The sequence below is a fragment of the Sphingobium sp. YBL2 genome (assembly GCF_000943805.1).
In the GTDB taxonomy this organism is placed as follows: Bacteria; Pseudomonadota; Alphaproteobacteria; order Sphingomonadales; family Sphingomonadaceae; genus Sphingobium; species Sphingobium fuliginis.
Window position 1 is genome coordinate 3756494 of record NZ_CP010954.1, and the last position, 19238, is coordinate 3775731.

The 19238-nt window shown below is 64.0% G+C and carries 19 protein-coding genes and 3 tRNA genes; 9 read left to right on the forward strand and 13 right to left on the reverse strand.

All coding sequences use genetic code 11. The annotated features are described in order from the left end of the window. Window positions 1–19: 19 nt before the first annotated feature. Window positions 20–958: a glutaminase gene (locus TZ53_RS17295; RefSeq protein ID WP_044663120.1), complete on the forward strand. Its 939-nt coding sequence runs from the start codon at window positions 20–22 to the stop codon at window positions 956–958. Here TZ53_RS17295 and TZ53_RS17300 read toward each other — a convergent pair. The 7 genes from TZ53_RS17300 to aroA all read right to left on the reverse strand — a co-directional run bounded on the left by TZ53_RS17300 (window position 955) and on the right by aroA (window position 7521). After that, complete coding sequence (locus TZ53_RS17300) at window positions 955–2739, reverse strand: cation:proton antiporter domain-containing protein (RefSeq protein ID WP_044662091.1); 1785 nt, start codon at window positions 2737–2739, stop codon at window positions 955–957. The genes TZ53_RS17295 and TZ53_RS17300 overlap by 4 nt on opposite strands. Window positions 2740–2815: 76 nt before the next feature. After that, window positions 2816–2901: transfer RNA gene (locus TZ53_RS17305), tRNA-Leu, on the reverse strand. Between the two features lie 55 nt (window positions 2902–2956). Then, on the reverse strand, window positions 2957–3247 hold the full coding sequence (locus TZ53_RS17310; protein ID WP_025549821.1) for an integration host factor subunit beta: 291 nt from the start codon (window positions 3245–3247) through the stop codon (window positions 2957–2959). A gap of 168 nt (window positions 3248–3415) precedes the next feature. Further along, the gene (gene rpsA, locus TZ53_RS17315) at window positions 3416–5128 is read right to left on the reverse strand and encodes a 30S ribosomal protein S1 (RefSeq protein WP_044662092.1); all 1713 of its coding nucleotides are present in this window, start codon (window positions 5126–5128) and stop codon (window positions 3416–3418) included. Window positions 5129–5300: 172 nt separating this feature from the next. Next, the gene (cmk, locus tag TZ53_RS17320; RefSeq protein ID WP_025550487.1) at window positions 5301–5936 is read right to left on the reverse strand and encodes a (d)CMP kinase; all 636 of its coding nucleotides are present in this window, start codon (window positions 5934–5936) and stop codon (window positions 5301–5303) included. Further along, window positions 5933–6184 (reverse strand): CBU_0592 family membrane protein, encoded by a 252-nt coding sequence (locus TZ53_RS17325; RefSeq protein WP_007688823.1) that lies wholly within the window; start codon window positions 6182–6184, stop codon window positions 5933–5935. Before TZ53_RS17325 ends, cmk begins: the two co-directional genes overlap by 4 nt. Then, entirely contained in the window at window positions 6181–7521 is a 1341-nt protein-coding gene (gene aroA, locus TZ53_RS17330) for a 3-phosphoshikimate 1-carboxyvinyltransferase (RefSeq protein WP_044662093.1), read from the reverse strand. The genes TZ53_RS17325 and aroA overlap by 4 nt, the downstream gene beginning before the upstream one ends. Window positions 7522–7670: 149 nt before the next feature. Between aroA and TZ53_RS17335 the strand changes: the two genes are divergently transcribed. The 4 genes from TZ53_RS17335 to TZ53_RS17350 all read left to right on the forward strand — a co-directional run bounded on the left by TZ53_RS17335 (window position 7671) and on the right by TZ53_RS17350 (window position 9555). Then, window positions 7671–8006 (forward strand): TIGR02300 family protein, encoded by a 336-nt coding sequence (locus TZ53_RS17335; protein ID WP_007688826.1) that lies wholly within the window; start codon window positions 7671–7673, stop codon window positions 8004–8006. A gap of 88 nt (window positions 8007–8094) precedes the next feature. Then, a tRNA-Ala gene (locus tag TZ53_RS17340) sits at window positions 8095–8170 on the forward strand. Between the two features lie 195 nt (window positions 8171–8365). Next, a tRNA-Ala gene (locus TZ53_RS17345) sits at window positions 8366–8441 on the forward strand. Window positions 8442–8868: 427 nt separating this feature from the next. Next, window positions 8869–9555 (forward strand): phytanoyl-CoA dioxygenase family protein, encoded by a 687-nt coding sequence (locus TZ53_RS17350; protein ID WP_044662094.1) that lies wholly within the window; start codon window positions 8869–8871, stop codon window positions 9553–9555. A gap of 69 nt (window positions 9556–9624) precedes the next feature. Here the strand turns inward: TZ53_RS17350 and TZ53_RS26235 are convergent, their stop codons facing one another. Continuing rightward, window positions 9625–10176, reverse strand: coding sequence for a hypothetical protein (locus TZ53_RS26235; RefSeq protein ID WP_238320067.1), 552 nt, complete (start codon window positions 10174–10176; stop codon window positions 9625–9627). 86 nt (window positions 10177–10262) lie between these two features. Further along, entirely contained in the window at window positions 10263–12539 is a 2277-nt protein-coding gene (locus TZ53_RS17355) for an ATP-dependent helicase (protein ID WP_044662095.1), read from the reverse strand. Window positions 12540–12645: 106 nt separating this feature from the next. Between TZ53_RS17355 and TZ53_RS17360 the strand changes: the two genes are divergently transcribed. Both TZ53_RS17360 and TZ53_RS17365 read left to right on the forward strand, forming a co-directional pair. After that, window positions 12646–13041, forward strand: a complete 396-nt coding sequence (locus TZ53_RS17360) for a GFA family protein (protein ID WP_025550496.1) — start codon at window positions 12646–12648, stop codon at window positions 13039–13041. A gap of 136 nt (window positions 13042–13177) precedes the next feature. Continuing rightward, window positions 13178–13651: a hypothetical protein gene (locus TZ53_RS17365; protein WP_044662096.1), complete on the forward strand. Its 474-nt coding sequence runs from the start codon at window positions 13178–13180 to the stop codon at window positions 13649–13651. Window positions 13652–13858: 207 nt separating this feature from the next. Here the strand turns inward: TZ53_RS17365 and rsmD are convergent, their stop codons facing one another. Next, entirely contained in the window at window positions 13859–14407 is a 549-nt protein-coding gene (gene rsmD / locus TZ53_RS17370; RefSeq protein WP_044662097.1) for a 16S rRNA (guanine(966)-N(2))-methyltransferase RsmD, read from the reverse strand. Window positions 14408–14466: 59 nt separating this feature from the next. Further along, window positions 14467–15378 (reverse strand): pseudouridine synthase, encoded by a 912-nt coding sequence (locus TZ53_RS17375; RefSeq protein WP_044662098.1) that lies wholly within the window; start codon window positions 15376–15378, stop codon window positions 14467–14469. 161 nt (window positions 15379–15539) lie between these two features. Here TZ53_RS17375 and TZ53_RS17380 point away from each other — a divergent pair, with 161 nt between their 5' ends. Further along, window positions 15540–15998, forward strand: a complete 459-nt coding sequence (locus tag TZ53_RS17380; protein ID WP_025550502.1) for a response regulator — start codon at window positions 15540–15542, stop codon at window positions 15996–15998. 93 nt (window positions 15999–16091) lie between these two features. Beyond that, entirely contained in the window at window positions 16092–17408 is a 1317-nt protein-coding gene (locus TZ53_RS17385) for an AmpG family muropeptide MFS transporter (RefSeq protein ID WP_044662099.1), read from the forward strand. Here TZ53_RS17385 and TZ53_RS17390 read toward each other — a convergent pair. Then, window positions 17393–17833 carry a DUF6628 family protein gene (locus tag TZ53_RS17390; RefSeq protein WP_044662100.1) on the reverse strand — a complete coding sequence of 147 codons (441 nt, stop codon included), beginning with the start codon at window positions 17831–17833 and terminating at the stop codon, window positions 17393–17395. The genes TZ53_RS17385 and TZ53_RS17390 overlap by 16 nt on opposite strands. 68 nt (window positions 17834–17901) lie before the next feature. Then, window positions 17902–19224 (reverse strand): bifunctional folylpolyglutamate synthase/dihydrofolate synthase, encoded by a 1323-nt coding sequence (locus TZ53_RS17395; RefSeq protein ID WP_044662101.1) that lies wholly within the window; start codon window positions 19222–19224, stop codon window positions 17902–17904. Window positions 19225–19238: the final 14 nt, after the last annotated feature.

The following is a 19238-nucleotide window of genomic DNA, read 5'->3' on the forward strand; positions in this document are numbered from 1 at the left end:
GTGGGACGCCGATCTGCTCATGGACTTGCCCGCGATCATTGCTGACATCGTCGCTCATGCTGCGAGCCGGGAAGATCGCGGCACGGTCGCCAGCTATATTCCGGAACTGGCCAAGGTCGATCCCGGCCAGTTCGGCATCGCTGTCGCGACCGCCGATGGCCGGTTGATCGAGGGAGGGGACTGCGCCACCGGCTTTTCGATCCAGTCCATCTCCAAGGTGTTCGCCCTGACGCTCGCGCTCGGCAAGATAGGCGATCAGCTTTGGCAGCGGGTAGGGCGGGAACCGTCCGGCAACGCCTTCAATTCCATCGTTCAGCTGGAGCAGGAACAGGGCATACCGCGAAATCCCTTCATCAACGCGGGCGCCGTCGTCGTCGCGGACGTCAATCTGGGCGGTCATCAACCCCGCGTCGCGATTGGAGAAATGCTGCGCTTCGTCCGCTATCTGGCGGGCGACGACGGCATCGCCATCAATGAAACCGTCGCGGCGTCGGAAACGGCGACCGGCTTTCGCAATATGGCGCTGGCCAATTACATGCGCGCCTTCGGCAATATCCATCATCCGGTCGATCTGGTGCTTGGCACCTATTTTCACCAATGCGCGATCGAGATGAGTTGCCGTCAACTCGCACTTGCGGGCCGCTATTTGATGCTCGATGGCCGGCATCCCGAGGGCGGACGGGTCGTCTCGTCCAGCCGGGCCAAGCGGATCAACGCCTTGATGTTGACCTGCGGCCATTATGACGCTTCGGGCGATTTCGCCTTCCGCGTCGGCATTCCGGGCAAGTCGGGGGTAGGCGGCGGCATATTGGCGATCGTGCCGGGTCGCGCGTCCATTGCCGTCTGGTCGCCTGGCCTGAACGAAAATGGCAATAGCCAGCTTGGCACGCTGGCGCTTGAAGAACTGGCCCATCGCACCGGCTGGTCGGTTTTCAGCCCACCGCAAGGTCCGTCCTAAGGCACCTCATCGGCCCGCAGCCGCCGCAGCTTGGGCGCGGTTTCGAGCTGCGCGGCATCCTTGATGCCCATGCGCAAATCCTCCCGCGTCTGGTGGATGGAGGCGATCACCGGTCCCATCGCCACGCCCAGGTCGACCAGCGCGGTCTCCGCCAGTTGGAGCGAACTTTCGAGCGTCTCCGGAACCGCATCGCTGGCCCCGGCGCGATAGAGCTGGGCCGCATGATCGGTGTCCCGTGCGCGCGCGATAATCGGCAGATCGGGCACCCATCCCCGCACACGCTTCGTCACCCGAACCGACAGGACAGGATCGTCCATCGTCAGGATCAGGGCCCGTGCATGGCCGAGACGAAGCTTGTCGAGCATTTCGGTGCGGGACACGTCGCCGAACAATATGGGATACCCTCCGCGCCGAGCTTCCGCAACGACGTCCGGGTCGGATTCCACGACGATGAAACGCTGCTTGTGCAGGTTGAGCAGGTCGCAGATCATGCGCCCCACGCGCCCGAAGCCGATTACGACGGCGGCCGCCTCGGCATGGTCTTCGTTGATTTCCGGCGCCTCTTCGCCCAGCGCCATTTCCAGCCGCCGCGCAATGTCATGTCCCAGCCGTGCGAGCAGCGGCGTGATGGTAAGGCCGATAGCGGTCACGATCTGCCAGAAGGCTGCGGTGGAAGGAAGGATCAACTGGGCCGCAGCGGCAGCGGACAATACGATCAATGTGGTTTCCGAAGGGCTGGACATCAGCACGCCGACTTCCAGCGCCACGCCCTTCCTCGCGCCCGACAGGTAGAGCAGGGCCGCGGTGACGATGGTCTTGGCAAGGACCACGCCCACCATCGCCAAAATGAGCGTAGGCCAGTTAGCCAGGATGACGCGCACGTCAAGGCCCATGCCGACGGTGATGAGGAAGACCCCTAGCGCCAGTCCCTTGAACGGCGCGGTCATGACCTCGACCTCGCCATGATAATCGGTTTCCGCGATCAGCAGCCCGGCAAGGAGCGCGCCGACGATCGGAGACAGGCCGGCGATCGAGGTCGCCATGCTGGATATGATGACGACCAGCAGGCTGGCGGCCAGGAACACCTCCGGGCTCTTGGTGCGGGCGGCCTGGCTGAAGATATGCGGCAGGCAGAGGCGGCCAAGGACCAGCATGATGGCGATGGTGATCCCGCTCTTGATCAGCGTGTCGGCCAGTTCGCCCCACGGGCCGTCCGGACTGGCAGCGACCGAGGGAGCAAGCGCGCCCAGCATGAAGATGATGGGGACGAGGGCCAGATCCTCGAAAAGCAGCATGGAAAAGGCCGCGCGGCCGACGGCGCTTTGCGTGCCCACCATCGGCAGCACCACGGCCGTGGACGACAGCGCCAGCGCGAGGCCCAGGCCGAAAGCGCCTGCCGGTGGCTGGCCCAGCAAGTAAAGGCCAAGTGCAATCAGCGTACCGCCGCCGATCAATTCTGCCGCGCCGACGCCGAATACTTGTGTCCGCATGGTCCAGAGACGACGAAAACTGAGTTCGAGTCCGATGGAAAAAAGCAGCAGGATGACGCCCAGTTCGGCAAAAGGCTCTATCGCCGCCCTGTTGGAAATGGTGACATGATAGAGCCAGGGATATTGGCCCACCAAAGCGCCCAATCCCGACGGCCCCACCGCCAGCCCGACGAGGATGAAGCCGATGACCGGGCTGATCCGCAGCCGCGCGAAGCCGGGGATGACGAGCCCCGCGGCCCCCAGGATGACGAGGGAATCGCTGAAGCTCTGTGGGTTGATCGCGCCGGCCATGACCGATCATCGCCACAAATGCAGCGGATATCCAGCGATAAGCACTGGAAACCGGAAAAGATGCCGTGAAAGGCTGTGGTGCGGACGGCGGGACTTGAACCCGCATTCCCAGGGGGAGGCGGATTTTAAGTCCGCTGCGTCTACCGATTTCGCCACGTCCGCTTGAGGCCGTTACCCCCTGAAGGCTAACGACGCACAGGTCAAGGATGTGGTTGGATCAGTGGGCAGCTTTGCCATTCAGCCGTTCCCGCATTTCCTTTCCGGGTTTGAAATAGGGAACCCGCTTGGCGTCCACCGGCACCTGTTCACCGGTGCGCGGATTGCGGCCGGTACGCGCGTCGCGCGCCCGTGTCGTAAAGGCGCCGAAGCCCCGAAGTTCCACTCGCCCGCCGCTGGAGAGGCGGTCGACTATTTCCTTGAAGAAAAGATCGACGATCCTTTCCACTTCCTGGAGGTTGAGGTTTGGATTTTCCTCAGCCAATTTCTGAATCAGTTCCGAGCGTATCATTGGTCCTCCAGACTCCCCCTTCTGGTTCCCTGTTTATTTATAATGAATCCTCATGGCTGTGACAATCAGCCAATATCGGTATGTCATTCTCATTTTGGGAATAGAAAAAGCCCGCCGGAGTTAAGTTCCGGCGGGCCATATTACTTAAGTTAGATACCGAAGGAGGGCTTAGCCCTCGCTCTTGGCCTTGAGTGCTTCGCCCAGGATGTCGCCCAGCGAGGCGCCGCTGTCGGACGAACCATATTGCGCCACAGCCTGCTTCTCTTCAGCGATCTGAAGGGCCTTGACAGAGAAGGTCGGCTTCTTGGCGCGGTCGAAACCGGTGACCATGGCGTCGAACTTCTGGCCGATCTGGAAGCGTTCCGGACGCTGTTCGTCGCGGTCGCGGCCAAGGTCGCTGCGCTTGATGAAGCCGGTGGCGCCATCTTCGCCGGCCTGGACTTCCAGGCCGCCGTCGCGGACTTCCAGAACCGTGACGGTGACCGTCTGGTTCTTGTTGAGGCCAGCGGCAGCGGCGGTGGTGCCGCCAGCGGCCGGGCCGCCACGCTCAAGCTGCTTCATGCCAAGGCTGATGCGCTCCTTCTCGACGTCGATGTCGAGAACGACGGCCTGAACCGTCTCGCCCTTGCGGTGCAGGGCCAGCGCGTCCTCGCCCGAAATGCCCCATGCGATGTCCGACATGTGGACCATGCCGTCCACGTCGCCGTCCAGGCCGATGAACAGGCCGAACTCGGTGGCATTCTTGACTTCGCCCTCGACGGTCGAACCGATCGGGTGACGTTCGGCGAAGCTGTCCCAGGGGTTGTTCTGGGCCTGCTTGAGGCCGAGCGAGATGCGGCGCTTTTCCGGATCGACTTCCAGGACGATGACGTCGACTTCCTGGCTGGTCGAAACGATCTTGCCGGGGTGGACGTTCTTTTTCGTCCAGGACATTTCCGAAACGTGGACCAGACCTTCGATGCCCGGCTCCAGCTCGACGAACGCACCATATTCGGTGATGTTCGTGACGCGGCCCGACAGCTTCGCACCGACCGGATATTTGGCGGCGGCGCCTTCCCACGGATCGCTTTCCAGCTGCTTCATGCCAAGGCTGATGCGCTGGGTGTCGCGGTTGATGCGGATGATCTGGACGCGGACGGTGTCGCCGATGTTGATCATCTCGTTCGGGTGGTTGATGCGCTTGTAGCTGAGGTCGGTGACGTGCAGCAGGCCGTCGATGCCGCCCAGGTCAACGAACGCACCATAGTCGGTGATGTTCTTGACGACGCCCTCGATGATCTGGCCTTCGGCCAGCGTCTGGATGAGGCCCGAGCGCTGTTCGGCGCGGGTTTCTTCCAGGATGGCGCGGCGCGACACGACGATGTTGCCGCGGCGGCGATCCATCTTCAGGATCTGGAAGGGCTGCGGGATGTCCATCAGCGGGGTGACGTCGCGAACCGGACGAATATCGACCTGGCTGCCGGGCAGGAACGCAACGGCGCCGTCCAGGTCGACGGTGAAGCCGCCCTTGACGCGGCCGAAGATGACGCCTTCGACGCGGGCGTTCTCGGTGAACTCGGCTTCCAGCTTGTCCCAGGCGGCTTCGCGGCGGGCGCGGTCGCGCGACAGCATGGCTTCGCCATGGGCGTTTTCGACGCGGTCGACATAGACTTCGACTTCGTCACCGACCTTCAGGTCGGCCTTCTGGCCCGGCGCGGCGAATTCGCGCAGCGGCACGCGGCCTTCCGACTTCAGGCCGACGTCGATCAGCGCCATGTCGTTTTCGATGCCGGTAACGGTGCCCTTGACGACGCGGCCTTCGAAGCCGCCATCCTCGCCACCGAGAGAATCATTGAGAAGCGCGGCGAAATCGTCGCGCGAGGGGAATGCCGTAGAGGCCATAGGTAAGTCCTTCACTCGTCATTGCTGGCCTACCGGTTGTGTCCGGTGGTCTTTCAGGCCAAAGCGCCCGCAGGGCCGGATACCCATGCGAACATCCGTTCGGCCATGTCGAGTCGACGCCCTGTGGACAAGCGAAAAGGGCGCCTGGGAATCCCCGGCACCCGGCATCGCGTCAGGCCTGTTGCCGACGTTCCAACTGGGCGTCCACCAGTGCAATGGCCTGCTGGACGGCGGCGTCTATAGTCAAATTGCTGGTGTCGAGCAAGTCCGCTCCATCGGCCATGCGCAACGGCGCATGATCGCGGCTCATGTCGCGGGTGTCGCGGGCCTGGATGTCCGCGATCAGGCTGTCCATGTCGGGATGGCCGCCATGGTCGAGCGCGTCCTGATAGCGGCGCTGGGCGCGGACATGGACGCTGGCGGTGACGAAGATCTTGGCGTCGGCATCGGGGGCGATAACGGTGGCGATGTCGCGCCCGTCCAGGATCGCGCCGCCGGGTTGGGTGGCGAAGTCGCGCTGGCGCCTGACGAGGGCCTGCCGGACGCTTTGGTGGATCGATACGCGGGAGGCGAGCGAGCCGACGGCTTCGCTGCGCAGCGCGGGATCTTTCAGCATGGCGTCGTCGAAGTCGCAGGCGGCGAGCGCATCGGCTTCATGGTCCGGGTCGCCGCTGGCCTTGAGCACGGCAAGGCCCACGGCGCGATAGAGCAGGCCGGTATCGAGCACGGGCAGGCCGTAATGCCGGCCCAGCGCCCTGGCGATGGTGCCCTTGCCCGATGCGGCGGGGCCGTCGACGGCGATGATCATGATGCTTTGCCTTTCCGCAGCGCCTTGGCGAGGCCGATCAGGGCGATGAAGGCCCATATGACTTCCAGCGCCATCGACGCGACGTTGAAATGAACCGTCAGCGAGTAGATCAGCAGCACCGCGCCGACCAGGTTAAGCAGGTTGAAGAGGGTGAAGCTCAGCACCTTCGCCATGTTGCTATAGGCATAGGCAATGACCATCAGGCCGCTGCCGATCAGTCCCAGGATATTGGCAAGGTCGAACGTCATGCAAGTGCGCCGAGCGATTGCAGCAAAGCGGTGAAACCCGGGAAGCTGGTCGCGACGGGGCGCATGTCGTCGATGGTGACGCCATTGCTGGACACGAGGCCTGCGACCGCGAAGCTCATGGCGATGCGGTGGTCCAGCTTCGTCGCGACGGGGCCGCCGCCGGGGAGGGGCGCGCCACCGCTGCCCTCTATGACGATGCCGTCCTCCAGTTCCTCGACCTGCACGCCGATGGCGCGCAAGCCTGCCGCCATGGTGGCGATGCGGTCCGATTCCTTGACGCGCAATTCTTCCAGGCCGCGGAAGATGCTGCGCCCTTGCGCCAAGGCGGCGGCGATGAAGGCGACGGGATATTCGTCGATCATCGACGGGGCGCGGGCCGGATCGGGCTCGACGCCCCTCAGCGTCGAGGCCGTGATGACGAGATCGCCCACCGGCTCGCCGCCGACTTCGCGCGGGTTTTCGATGAGGATGTCGCCGCCCATCTCGCGCAGCAGATCGACCAGCCCGGCGCGCGTCGCGTTGAGGCCGACATTGGCGATGGTCACGTTCGATCCCGGAACCAGCAGGGCTGCAACCATCGGGAAAGCGGCGGAGGAGGGGTCGCCGGGAACGATGATCGATTGCGGGTGGAGTTCGGCTTCGCCCTTGAGCGTGATGATGCGGGTGCCGTCGGCTTCGACCTCCACGTTGAGGTCCGCGCCGAAGCCCTTGAGCATGCGTTCGCTGTGGTCGCGGGTGGGGATCGGTTCGACCACGCGGGTGATGCCGGGAGTGTTGAGGCCGGCGAGCAGGATGGCCGACTTGACCTGCGCCGATGCCACGGGAAGGCGATAGTCCAGCGGCACGGCCGGGCAGGCGCCGCGCATGGTAAGGGGCAGGCGGTCTCCGGGACTGGTGGTGAAGCTGGCGCCCATGCGCGACAGCGGATCGGTGACGCGGGCCATGGGGCGCTTGCTGAGGGAGGCGTCGCCCACGAAGGTGGCGGTGATGGCGTGGCTTGCGACCAGTCCCATCAGCAGGCGGGTGGAGGTGCCGCTATTGCCCATGTCGAGCGCGCTTTCCGGCTGGAGCAGGCCGCCGACGCCCACCCCATGGATGTGCCAGATGCCGTCCGCATCCCTGCGGATGTCCGCGCCCATCGCCCGCATGGCGGCGGCGGTGGCGAGGACGTCCTCACCCTCCAGCAGCCCTTCGACCCGACTCTCGCCCACGGCCAGCGCGGAGAGCATCAGCGAGCGGTGCGAAATGCTCTTGTCGCCCGGCACGGCGATCGAGCCGGAAAGGGCCGGGGCGGCGGTGAAGGTCATGGACATGGGCTGGTCGGAAGAAGCGGTCACGGGTCAATCCGTCTGCAAAACTTGAAAAAATGCGCCCGGCTTTTGACAGCGCGGTTTCGCTATGGCAAGGCGCCGTCTCTTCGCGGGCGACCCTGTCGTGCCGCGTAATTTCTGTTTTGAGCACTCGCAAGAGAAGGACAAGGCCGGACATGGTCAAGGCTGAATGGGGCACGAAGCGTACCTGCCCGAAATGCGCCACGCGCTTCTACGACCTGGGCAAGGATGACCCGGTCACCTGCATCAACTGCGGCACGGCCTGGGAACCGGAACCGGTGCTGAAGTCGAAGCAGCCGCTGCCCTATGAGGAAGCGCCCAAGAAGGTCATCGAAACCGCCGATGGCGAGATCGAGACGGCGGACGACGATCTGGACCTGGATCTGGACGTGGATGATGACGGCGATTCGCCGGACAATGACGTCGATCTGGGCGGCGACGACGATCTGGGCGTCGACGCCGGCGGGGACGATGGCGACGACGACAATTAATTGAATTTTGTGCTTGCCAAGGAGTTCGCCGCCACCTAATGGCAGCGGCCTCCGAGGCGCCGCCCCAACGGCGCCGACACTGGAAAACGGGGCCTTAGCTCAGCTGGGAGAGCGCCTGCATGGCATGCAGGAGGTCAGCGGTTCGATCCCGCTAGGCTCCACCAGTTTTTCGGGAAAAGAAAATGTCCGGGGGACATTTTCCCGAAAAACTCCCGAGCGCAAGCGAGGAGTGTGGCGAGGTTGCAAGTGACCTCGATTAACACTCCAAAGCCACGCAAGGAGTGTTCTATATTTGGCCGACGGCTTTATGCCGGACATGGCCTGATCCATTGGGATGCGGTATGATGCCGCGCAACGATGGGGCCTTAGCTCAGCTGGGAGAGCGCCTGCATGGCATGCAGGAGGTCAGCGGTTCGATCCCGCTAGGCTCCACCAACTTTCCCCTATCATCTGAAGTAGCTCGCCATGGGCCAGCTTCTCGATCCGATCAGGATTGTAGGCTGATGTTTTGCGGCTGATTTCTGCCGCTTTCCGCCGAAGTTCATAGTGTATGCGCGCGTGCGCCCGCGCACGCATATGCGTAGGAACCCAATATATCAGACGTTTCAAAGACGGAGCCTGGTAGGCTGGCCGGGGCGGGATAGGACAGGTGGAATGGCCGCCTGTGGGGAAAATAGGATGCTTTTTGCGTATGTTGTTGCCGTTGGGTTACTATGGCTGATCCTCAGTTGCTAGTTTAAGTGCAGAATCTGACCGGTGAAAGAAGCGTCTGGAATCGACCGTTTCTTGCTGCTCGCACCTCCGTGCAAGCGATCCGAAACCAGACATTGCTGCGGCGTAGGTCAGTGCTTTACATGGTGCGATGAAGCAAGCGGCGCACCTCGAGAACCTTACTCTCGCCAAAGACGGGGCACAGCACATTCCCGCTGCTGTATTGCCGCTGCTTCCAGACATATGTGCGGCGTTGCGTGAACTTCCTCATGAGCAGGCAGGCGTTCGTATCCACGGCATCCAAGGCCTCCGGCCTTTTCTGGCTGCAAATGGCGCAATAGGCTCCGTTGCAGCAGAATTTCTTGGATCGCGATGCCGCCCCGTTCGTGCAATCCTGTTTGACAAAACCGCTGCAACGGACTGGTCGTTGGGATGGCATCAGGACCGCACAATCTGCGTGAAGCGGCGGATCGATGTCGAGGGTTATGGGCCATGGACGATCAAAGGCGGAATGCAGCATGTCGCGCCGCCGTTTGAACTGCTGGCCCGGATGTTGACCCTTCGGGTTCATCTGGACGACGTGCCCGCTCAAAATTCGCCGCTGTTGATTGCTCCAGGCTCTCATGTCGGTGGGCGCGTACCGGTCGAACAATATGATGATGTTGTTGCTCAATCCGGCATTTACACCTGCCTCGCCAAGACTGGCGACGTGTGGGTGTATTCAACTCCCATCCTACACGCCTCGGAGGCGGCGAGCGTCATGGGCCACCGTCGAGTCTTGCAGATCGATTATTCGGCAGATGAGCTTGCGGGCGGGCTGGAGTGGCTGGGCGTGTAATAGCGGCAAGCGACCATTGCCGGTCGTTCGTATCGGATGAAACCGCGACCAAAACCTGCCCGACTTTGGCTACTCCCAAGAGAAGATGGTACGCAATTTGCAGTTGGATGGCGACTGACCTTCCTCAAATAGTTCTACCCGATCAATTGCATCCAATTGAGGACGGGTGAACGATTTTGGCGATGTGAAATAGGCAGCGCCGTGTTCGCCATTCCAGATTGCTATTTGGTAAAGGCCTTCCGCTCGCTTTTGTGCAAATCGTGCAGGACTGTTGGAAGAGTGGGCCTTAACAATCCGACCCTTCGGACGACTGGCCCATCCTACTCCATGCACTTCGAGGGTCCCGAAAGCACCTTCCCAGCGGAAGCTGCCTCCGTGTATCCCGCCTTCCAAAGTCGTGACCTTCTCACCATCTCGCAGGTCGATAATCGGTGAATAGCCGCAAAACCGTCCTGGCCCCACAATGCTGCTGGCGTTCGCTGAACCAGTGACTGATGCCAACAATCCCATCATTGCTGCGATTATTGTTCTCGCGCCGGCCTCTTTGGTAAATCCGGATGTCCGGTATAACGCTTTACCATCCGATAGCGGAAGGTCCCTGAATCCACCCATCTTTATCATTCCCATACAAAACGGTACCTGCCACCGCTATTTCATCCGGTATCTACGTATTGGACGGCGGTCTTGAGAAAAGGCTCGATTGACGGCTAGGCAGGCTGGACGAAGCTGTCCATCACCCGCTTCCGACCCGCCGTTTCGAAATCGATCTCCAGCTTGTTGCCTTCGATCTCCGCCACCGTGCCGTAGCCGAATTTCTGGTGGAAGACGCGCAGGCCGACGCTCATGTCATCCCGCCCCTTGTTGCCGAGCGAGACCGCTGATGCGCGCGCCTCCACGATCCTTGCGGGTTCGCGGGTGAACTGTCCGCTCTGTTGGGCGCGCTGCCACCCGGGGCCGCGACCGGTGCCGCGCTGGACATTGGCGAAGGGATCGGCCCGCTCCGACCAGTTGGCGCGCCAGAGCGAGGCGCCGCCGGACATGCTGCTTTCCTCCTCCACATGTTCGGGAGGCAATTCCCCGACGAAGCGCGAAGGGATGGAGCTGGTCCACTGGCCATAGATGCGGCGGTTGGCGGCGTGCAGGATGACGCAGGACTTCCTCGCCCGCGTGATCGCGACATAGGCGAGGCGGCGTTCCTCCTCCAGGCTGTTGAGGCCGCCTTCGTCGAGCGCGCGCTGGGAGGGGAAGATGCCTTCTTCCCACCCCGCGAGGAAGACCGTGTCGAACTCCAGCCCCTTGGCGGCGTGGATGGTCATGATCGTGACCTTGCGCTCGTCCTGTTGCGCCTCATTGTCCATGACGAGGCTTACATGCTCCAGGAATGCGCCCAGCGTCTCATATTCCTCCATGGCGCGGGTCAGTTCGTTGAGGTTCTCCAGCCTTCCCGCGCTTTCGGCGGTGCGTTCGGCCTGGAGCATGGCGGTGTAGCCGCTTTCGTCCAATATCTGTCGGGCCAGTTCGGCATGGGGAAGTTGCACCGCGCGGTCCCGCCAGCGGGCGAGATCGCCGATGAAGGCGCCAAGGCTGCGGCGGGCCTGCGGCGTCATCTCGTCCGTGTCGAGGATTCGCGCGGCGGCGAGGGCAAGCGGAACGCCCTCCGCCCGGGCAAGCCGATGCAGCTTTTCCACGGCCTTGTCGCCCAGGCCGCGCTTGGGGACGTTGACGATCCGTTCGAACGCCAGGTCATCGGCGGGCTGATTGACCAGGCGAAGATAGGCGAGCGCGTCCCGGATCTCGGCGCGTTCATAGAAGCGGAAGCCGCCCACGATGCGATAGGGCAGGCCGATCTGGATGAAGCGGTCTTCGAACTCGCGCGTCTGGTGCTGGGCCCGGACGAGGATGGCGACCCCCTCCAGCGATTGGCCGCTGCGTTCGATCGATTCGATCTCGTCGCCCACGCGCCGCGCTTCCTCCGGCCCGTCCCAGACGCCGATGATGCGGACCTTCTCGCCCACGTCGATGTCGGTCCAGAGCGTCTTGCCCAGGCGATTGCCATTTTCCGCGATCACTCCTGACGCAGCGCCCAATATATGGGGTGTCGAGCGATAATTCTGTTCCAGCCGGACGATCTTCGCGCCGGGAAAATCCTTTTCGAACCGCAGGATATTGGCGACTTCCGCCCCCCGCCATGAATAGATAGACTGGTCGTCGTCTCCCACACAGCAGATGTTCTTGCGCTGCTGGGCGAGCAGGCGCAGCCACAGATACTGGCTGCTGTTGGTGTCCTGATATTCGTCCACCATGATATAGCGGAAGCGCTGCTGATAGCTTTCCAGCACGTCCCGATGGCGTTTCAGAATCGTCAGAACATGCAGCAGCAAGTCCCCGAAATCGCAGGCATTCACGTCCCGAAGACGCGCCTGATAGGCGGCGTAGAGCTTCTGCCCCTTTCCGTTGGCATAGCCCTCGCTCTCGCCGGCGCCGATTTCCTCCGGCGTCAGCCCCTTGTTCTTCCACTGGTCGATGAGGCCGGCGAGCTGGCGTGCGGGCCAGCGCTTCTCGTCGATTCCCTCCGCCTGGATGAGCTGCTTCATCAGGCGAAGCTGATCGTCCGTGTCGAGGATGGTGAAATTGGATTGCAGCCCCACCAGTTCGGCATGGCGGCGCAGCATCTTCGCGGCGATGGCGTGGAAGGTGCCCAGCCAGGGCATGCCTTCGACGGCGGGGCCGATCATCCGACCGACGCGTTCCCGCATTTCGCGCGCCGCCTTGTTGGTGAAGGTGACTGCGAGGATTTCCGAAGGATAGGCCCGACGGGTGGCGATCAGATGGGCGAGGCGAGCGGTGAGCGCTGCCGTCTTGCCCGTGCCGGCGCCTGCAAGCACCAGCACCGGCCCCTCGGTCGTGAGCACGGCCTCCCGCTGGGGTTCGTTCAGCCCCTGGAGATAGGGGGGATCGTCGGGGGAGGGAGCGGGCAGAGTCATGCGCTATCAACTAGGATGCCGGGCGGGAAGCGGCAAGGGCGGGCGGCCCTTGCACCGTTGCTCCTTCTATGAGAACAAAAGGCGAATCATGCAAGGAGTAAAGGCCATGTTCTCGGGGCGGTGCCAATGCGGGGCGATCCATTACGAAGCGCAGGGCGAGCCGGCCTATAGCGCGCTGTGCCATTGTTCGGATTGCCGGAAAAGCGCGGGCGCGCCGATGGTGGGCTGGGCCCTGTTCCCTGAAGAACAGGTGACGGTGACGGGTCGGCCGGTGGCATACCGGTCCTCCGACAATGTGACGCGGGAATTTTGCGGAACCTGCGGTACGGGCCTTTTCTACCGCAATGCCGCCGTTTTCCCCGGCATGATCGACATCCAGACCGGAACGCTGGACGACCAGTCGAACCTGCCGCCAGCCATCCACGTCCAATTTGCCGAGGCTGCGCCATGGATGGAGGGCGCGCATCAACTGCCCAAGTTCCAGCGCTACCCCGAGGCCTGAGGCCGACGGGCAGGATCGTCTGGCGGCGCATCCGCAACGGCTCGTCGCCCGGGCCGGAACGCAGGCATCGCGCATCCGGTTCTTTGTTCAGCCCAAACGGCAGAACGGGGCGAGAACAAAGGAAAGGATGATCCCGATGAAATCGATCCTGTTGGCAGGTGCGGCCATATTGGCCTTCGGCACCGGCGTTACCGGCATTGCGATCGCGCAGGACATGCCGGCTTCGGCGCAGCCGCCCGCCGCCGATACGCCGCCTCCGCCCGACCAGGGCGCGACGCCTGCGACGCCGGCGACCCCCGCCGAACCGGGAGCGACGCCAGCCAGCCCGGCCACTCCGGCGACGCCCGCGACACCGCCCCCAGCCGCCGATCCCAATGCGGGGCAGCCGACCGGAGCCGTGCCGCCGGACACGGGCATGCAACCGGCTCCTGCCGGCGTTCCGCGTGATCCCTCCGCTCCTGTCGGAACCTCAGCCAATCCCGCGACCGTGGGTGGCAATATGACGCCGCCGCCGACCGAGCAGAAGGATTATCCGCTGTGCAGCAGGACCGTGCAGGATAGCTGCATCAACCGGAGCGAAGCGCCCAAGTCCATGCGCAAGCGGCGTTGATGCTTGCCAGGCCGGGCATGGCGGCGATCATGGTCGCCATGCCCGGTCCGGTCGCGCCGCCGGTCAGGCTGTGCCGGTCGAGCACCGTCAGCAAGGTCGCCGGGGCTGGTCCCGATATTCCGGTCGCAGCCTGGGTGCAATGCGCAGCCGCGGAGATGGCCCATGGTCATGTCCGTCGCGCCATCACTTTGCCCAATCCCCGCCGCACTATTCGGCGCGCTCCGTTGCGCGCAGCAGCGTCAGTCGGGCCTTTCCAACGTCACGGGTCGTCTCCACGGTAAAGCCCTTTACGGCCACATCCTCGCGCCGGTCGGTTTCGATGCTGATCCAGCTTGCGGGGCCGGTCCAGCCCAGGCGGCTCAGCTTGTCCAGCGCCACCATGCCAGCGCCGCTCTGATAGGGCGGATCCATGAAGATGAGGTCGAGCGGCTCGCTTGCCGGACCCAGCGACAGGACGCTGCTCTGGCGGATGTCGGGGCGGATGCCCAGCTTGTCGCCATTGGCCCGGATCGCGTCCAGCGCCGCGCGGTCCTGTTCCACGAAGATGCAGCTTGCCGCGCCGCGCGAGAGCGCTTCGAACCCCAGAGCGCCCGAGCCCGCGAAGAAATCGCCGACGCTCAGCCCCTCGAAGGAGCCGATCCGGCTCAGCAGCATGGAAAACAGGGTTTCCCGGGTGCGGTCCGCCGTAGGGCGTGTTGCGTCGCCCTTGGGGGCGGTAAGGGGGCGACCCCGCCATTGGCCTGCAATTATTCTCATGGGCTGGCTCGTTCCAGAAAAGAAGGGCCCCTCGACAGGCTCAGGGCGAACGGAGGGGGTCAGGGTTTCCCAAGGCTCTTGCGGAAGACGACCAGATCGTGCTGCCGCACTTCCTCGACCGCGCCGGATGCCAGCTCGCCCAGATGGAAGGGGCCGTAGCTGGTGCGGATCAACCGGTTCACCTGAAGCCCCAGATGTTCGAGCACGCGGCGGACTTCGCGGTTCTTGCCTTCGGTCAGCGTCATTTCGATCCACTGGTTGCGGCCGGTGCGGCGTTCCAGATTGGCCTCGATCCGGCCATAGCGTATGCCGTCTATCTCCAGCCCGTCGAACAGGTCCTCCAGCTGGTTCTGACTGACTTCACCGAAGGCGCGGGCGCGGTAGGTGCGCGGGACGCCGGTGGAGGGCAGCTCCATCTGCCGCTTGAACTCCCCATCGGTGGTGAGCAGCAGCAGGCCTTCGGTCGTCATGTCGAGCCGGCCGATCGGCATGACGCGCGGCAGGTCGGCGGGCAGCTTGTCATAAATGGTCGGACGGCCGCGGGGGTCGCGTTCGGTCGTCAGGAAACCCGCCGGTTTGTGGAAGAGGAACAGGCGCGCAGGTGCCGGTGCGGCGACCGGATTCCCGTCGACCGCGACGCCGTGCAGCGAAGTGAGGAGGGTGGCGGGGGTCGAAACCGCTTCGCCGTCGAGCGTGATCCGTCCCTCCTCGATCATCCGCTCGATCTCCCGCCGGGAGGCGACGCCTGCGCGGGCGAGCAATTTGGCGATGCGTTGCGGTTCGTTCTTGCCGCTGGCGGCGGCGGCAGCGCGGGCAGGATGGGGATTGGCGGGCTTTGCGGGCGCCGTCCTAGCCTTCTTGACGGGCGGGCGGGCCGGGCGTGATGCCGGCGCCGGTTTGGCGCCCGTCGGACGCCTGGGACCACCGGAGCCCGGCCGACGGGGCGGCCCAGATTTTTTCGGCGGTTCCACGGAAGAGTTCCTTTTCAAAACAGGGTGGCCTTCCCATATCCGGAAGGCCGGGAAATTGACGAATGGTGCTGTCCTTGCGCCCATGCGCCGGGACGACGGGAAACCCCTTCGGGGCCTTGCACGTTGGTCGGGTGAATGGCGCAAATGGGGCGGATCGGCAAATGTTTTTCGGGCTGGTAAAAGGGGAAGCCGAAGCGCGGGGGCGGCGCAAGGCCATACGCAGCGTGCTGGTGGTCGAGGATGAGCCGCTGGTCGCCTTCGACAATGAGCATGTGCTGGAAATGGCCGGCTATCGCGTGGCCGCTACCGTCGACGAATATGCCCATGCAGTCACCATCATGCAGGAGGAAAGCGTCGATCTGGTGATCGCGGACGTGACCCTGCATGGGGAGAAGACCGGCATCGATCTTGCGCGCTTTGCGGCGGGCAGAGGCGTGGCGGTATTGTTCGTGACGGGGGCCTGCCCTGTCGACGCGCGGGAAATGGCCCTGGGATGCCTGGCCAAGCCCTATGCGCCGCGCGATCTGCTGGCGGCGATCGATGTCGTGGATGCCCTGCTTCGGGGAAAGGCATTGCCCCGTTTTCCCGACGGTCTTCACCTGTTCGAGGACGCCGCCTGATCCGGGCCCGATATAAGATTGCCGGACGGCTTGCCTCCACCGCATTTGCCCATATGGTGGCCGGATAATCATTCCCGGGGGGCGCACCAATTTATGACCGACATCGCGAAGGGCTCGGCCAACTGGCTGGATGCGGTGAAGCCCTATGTGCAGAAGGCGCCTTTGGGGGCATTTTTTCTCGGCATATCGTCGGGCTTTCCCTATGCGATGATCGGTGCCACGCTGACCACCCGGCTGGCGCAGGACGGCATCGACAAGAAGGCCGTGACGGCCTTCACCCTTGCCTTCCTGGTCTATAATCTCAAATGGCTGTGGGCCTGGGTCGTCGACGGCGTTCGGTTGCCGGTCATCGGCCGGCTGGGGCAGCGGGTGAGCTGGCTGCTGGTCGCGGGGGTGTTCGTGATGGCGGCGGTCGCCAATCTGGCGCTGGTCGATCCCACCACCGGCCTTTTGCAGACGGCCTATGCGGCGATCCTGGTCGGCGTCGCGGGCGCCACTTTCGACATCGTGATCGACGCCTACCGGATCGAGACATTGCGGCCGGAGCAATTGGGCGTCGGGTCGGGCATGTCGCAATATGGCTGGCGCATCGGATCGGTCGCGGCGGGTGCGCTGGCGCTGGTGCTGGCGGCCCGGATCGGCTGGCATGGCGCCTATCTGGCCTGCGCCATATTCGCGCTTCCCGCGATGCTGACCGGGCTGGTGCTGGGCGAGCCGGAGCGGCACCGCGAACCCACGGCGCGGCGGGGTCTGGGCGAAGTCTGGGACTCGATCGCGGGGCCGCTGGTGGAATTCTTCCGCCGGCGCGGCGCCTGGCTGGTGCTGCTGTTCATCCTGCTGCACAAGATCGGGGATACGCTGGCCAACCTCACCTTCCGCCTGCTGTTCGACGACATGGGCTACACCAATGACGAAATCGCCATCTACGACGTCGGGATCGGCTTCTGGGCCTATCTGATCGGAATTTTCGTCGGCGGCGTGCTGTATGCGCGCATGGGAATGAAGCGGTCGGTGCTGGTCAGCCTGTTGCTGATGGGCGTCTCCAACTTCAGCTTCGCGCTGCTGGCGGCGCTGGGCAAGAGCAACTGGGGCATGGCCGGCGCGATCGGCTTCGAAAATTTCGCGAGCGGCATCGGCGGGGTGACGGTGGTCGCCTATTTCTCCGCGCTCTGCGACCTGCGCTTCACCGCCGCGCAATATGCGCTGATTTCGGCGGCTGCGAGCATCGTCGGACGGTTCCTGACGGGAACGACGGCGGGCGCGATGATCGAACGGTTCGGCTATGTCGATTTCTACCTGCTGACCACGGCGCTGGCGGTGCCGGGCATCGTCCTGTTCTGGCTGATGATGCGCGCAGGATTGATCGACGCCAGTGTCGGGAGCGCGGCAGCCCCTCAGCCCCCGGCGTAAAGGTCAAGTGGCCGACCGAGGTCGCGATGCGCCTGGGCGACCGCTTGCAGGCAGGTGAGCGCGCCCAAGGCATGGTCATTGCCCAGTAGCGCGGCGACATCGTCATAAGCCGAGCGGGGCCTGCGCAGCGCGCTGCCGATCGCCTGAATCATCAGCGCCTCGTCGCTCGTCATGCGCGAACAACAGCAGGGTGCGATCAATATCCTGCGGCTGGATGTCCGCGCCAGTTCCAGCATCATCGCCCGCATCAGCACGAGCGGGCGGCGATAGCTGCGGCCGAAGGCGCCCAGCATCGCATTGGCGGCATGGGCATCGTTGACCCCCGCCGTCGCCATGCGGCGCATCACATAGAGGAACAGGCGGGTGCCGTAGCCGCCGGGAAGCGGACGGGGCTGATCGAGGGAGGGGGACTCTCCATGGGCCATACGTTCGTACCTTCTGCCTTGTCGTCGGAAGGCAAGAGTACGCTATTGCGAGTCAATCGCAAGTAAATTCAGTCGGGATATTGACCGTTAAGTCGCAAAATTTCCCCGGCCAAATAGAGCGAGCCGGAAATCAGCAGCTTGGGTTCACGGCCCGGCTGAGCGGCGACGGCGGCAATGGCGTCTTCGGGGCCCGCATGCGCGGTGCAGGCAATGCCCCACCGATCGGCGACGGCGGCGAAGCGTTCGGGCGGATGATGATCGTGACCTGGCACCGGCAGGGCGTGGATATGCGCGATCCGGCCGGCAAAGGGATGGAGATAGGCGTCCAGTTCCTTGTTCGACAGCATGCCGATCATCAGTTCGAGCTTATGCCCCTCAAGCCGCTCGCTGCTGAAAAAGGCGCTGATCGCCTCGCCCGCGCCGGCATTGTGGCCGCCGTCCAGCCAGGCCTCGGTCCCTTTGGGAAGAGGCGCGAGCAAGGGACCATGGTCCAGCCTTTGCAGGCGGGCCGGCCAATGCGCCCAGAGCGGAGCGGCCTTCAACGCGGCTTCGCTGACGGGCACGACATTCTGGTGCCGCAGCATGGCGAAGGCGAGGGCGGCATTATGGATCTGGTGTGCGCCGGGCAGGCGCGGCAAGGGCGTGTCGAGCCGCCCCTGATCGTCGCGATAGTGGAGGCGGTCCCGGTAGGCCGCCGCATCCCAGCTCTCGCCCATGGCGAACCAATGGGTCCGGTTGCGGGCGGCGGCCTCCAGCATCACGGGGAAAAGCGCGTCGGCATAGCGCTGCGTCACCAGCGGCGCCCCGGGCTTGGCGATGCCGGCCTTTTCGGCGGCGATTTCCCTGAGCGTGGTGCCGAGGAAGCTTTGATGGTCGAGACCAAGCTGCGCGATACCGCAGATCACGGGTTTTTCGATGATGTTGGTGGCGTCAAGGCGGCCGCCAAGGCCCACTTCCACGATGCAGGCGTCGGCTGGATGTTCGGAAAAGGCAAGGAAAGCGGCGGCTGTGGTGACTTCGAAGAAGCTGGCGCCGATCCCTTCCGCAACGTCGAGCACGCGCGAGAGGTAATGAGCCAGCGCCTCGTCGGAGATCAGCTTGCCGCTGATGCGGATGCGCTCGTTGAAGCGGACCAGATGAGGAGAGGTGAAGACATGGACCGTCTTCCCGTCCGCCTCCAGCGCGGCGCGCAGGAAGGCGCAGGTCGAGCCCTTGCCATTGGTGCCCGCAACGTGGAAGACGGGGGGCAGGGCGCGATGGGGGTTGCCGATGCGGTCAAGCAGGCGGGCGATGCGGTCCAAACCCAATATGTCGGCGCCCGGCGACAGCGTTGCGAGGCGGTCGAGCTGGGCCTGGACGGCGGGATCGTCGGAGACGGCGTGGTCGGCCATCGGCGCTGGTCTCC

What these genes read in the sequence shown, in the direction of transcription:
- TZ53_RS17295 (WP_044663120.1), top strand. Translation starts at nt 20, where the DNA reads ATGGACTTGCCCGCGATCATTGCTGACATCGTCGCTCATGCTGCGAGC.
- TZ53_RS17300 (WP_044662091.1), bottom strand. Translation starts at nt 2,739, where the DNA reads ATGGCCGGCGCGATCAACCCACAGAGCTTCAGCGATTCCCTCGTCATC.
- TZ53_RS17310 (WP_025549821.1), bottom strand. Translation starts at nt 3,247, where the DNA reads ATGATACGCTCGGAACTGATTCAGAAATTGGCTGAGGAAAATCCAAAC.
- rpsA (WP_044662092.1), bottom strand. Translation starts at nt 5,128, where the DNA reads ATGGCCTCTACGGCATTCCCCTCGCGCGACGATTTCGCCGCGCTTCTC.
- cmk (WP_025550487.1), bottom strand. Translation starts at nt 5,936, where the DNA reads ATGATCATCGCCGTCGACGGCCCCGCCGCATCGGGCAAGGGCACCATC.
- TZ53_RS17325 (WP_007688823.1), bottom strand. Translation starts at nt 6,184, where the DNA reads ATGACGTTCGACCTTGCCAATATCCTGGGACTGATCGGCAGCGGCCTG.
- TZ53_RS17335 (WP_007688826.1), top strand. Translation starts at nt 7,671, where the DNA reads ATGGTCAAGGCTGAATGGGGCACGAAGCGTACCTGCCCGAAATGCGCC.
- TZ53_RS17350 (WP_044662094.1), top strand. Translation starts at nt 8,869, where the DNA reads ATGAAGCAAGCGGCGCACCTCGAGAACCTTACTCTCGCCAAAGACGGG.
- TZ53_RS26235 (WP_238320067.1), bottom strand. Translation starts at nt 10,176, where the DNA reads ATGATAAAGATGGGTGGATTCAGGGACCTTCCGCTATCGGATGGTAAA.
- TZ53_RS17355 (WP_044662095.1), bottom strand. Translation starts at nt 12,539, where the DNA reads ATGACTCTGCCCGCTCCCTCCCCCGACGATCCCCCCTATCTCCAGGGG.
- TZ53_RS17360 (WP_025550496.1), top strand. Translation starts at nt 12,646, where the DNA reads ATGTTCTCGGGGCGGTGCCAATGCGGGGCGATCCATTACGAAGCGCAG.
- TZ53_RS17365 (WP_044662096.1), top strand. Translation starts at nt 13,178, where the DNA reads ATGAAATCGATCCTGTTGGCAGGTGCGGCCATATTGGCCTTCGGCACC.
- rsmD (WP_044662097.1), bottom strand. Translation starts at nt 14,407, where the DNA reads ATGAGAATAATTGCAGGCCAATGGCGGGGTCGCCCCCTTACCGCCCCC.
- TZ53_RS17380 (WP_025550502.1), top strand. Translation starts at nt 15,540, where the DNA reads ATGTTTTTCGGGCTGGTAAAAGGGGAAGCCGAAGCGCGGGGGCGGCGC.
- TZ53_RS17385 (WP_044662099.1), top strand. Translation starts at nt 16,092, where the DNA reads ATGACCGACATCGCGAAGGGCTCGGCCAACTGGCTGGATGCGGTGAAG.
- TZ53_RS17390 (WP_044662100.1), bottom strand. Translation starts at nt 17,833, where the DNA reads ATGGCCCATGGAGAGTCCCCCTCCCTCGATCAGCCCCGTCCGCTTCCC.
- TZ53_RS17395 (WP_044662101.1), bottom strand. Translation starts at nt 19,224, where the DNA reads ATGGCCGACCACGCCGTCTCCGACGATCCCGCCGTCCAGGCCCAGCTC.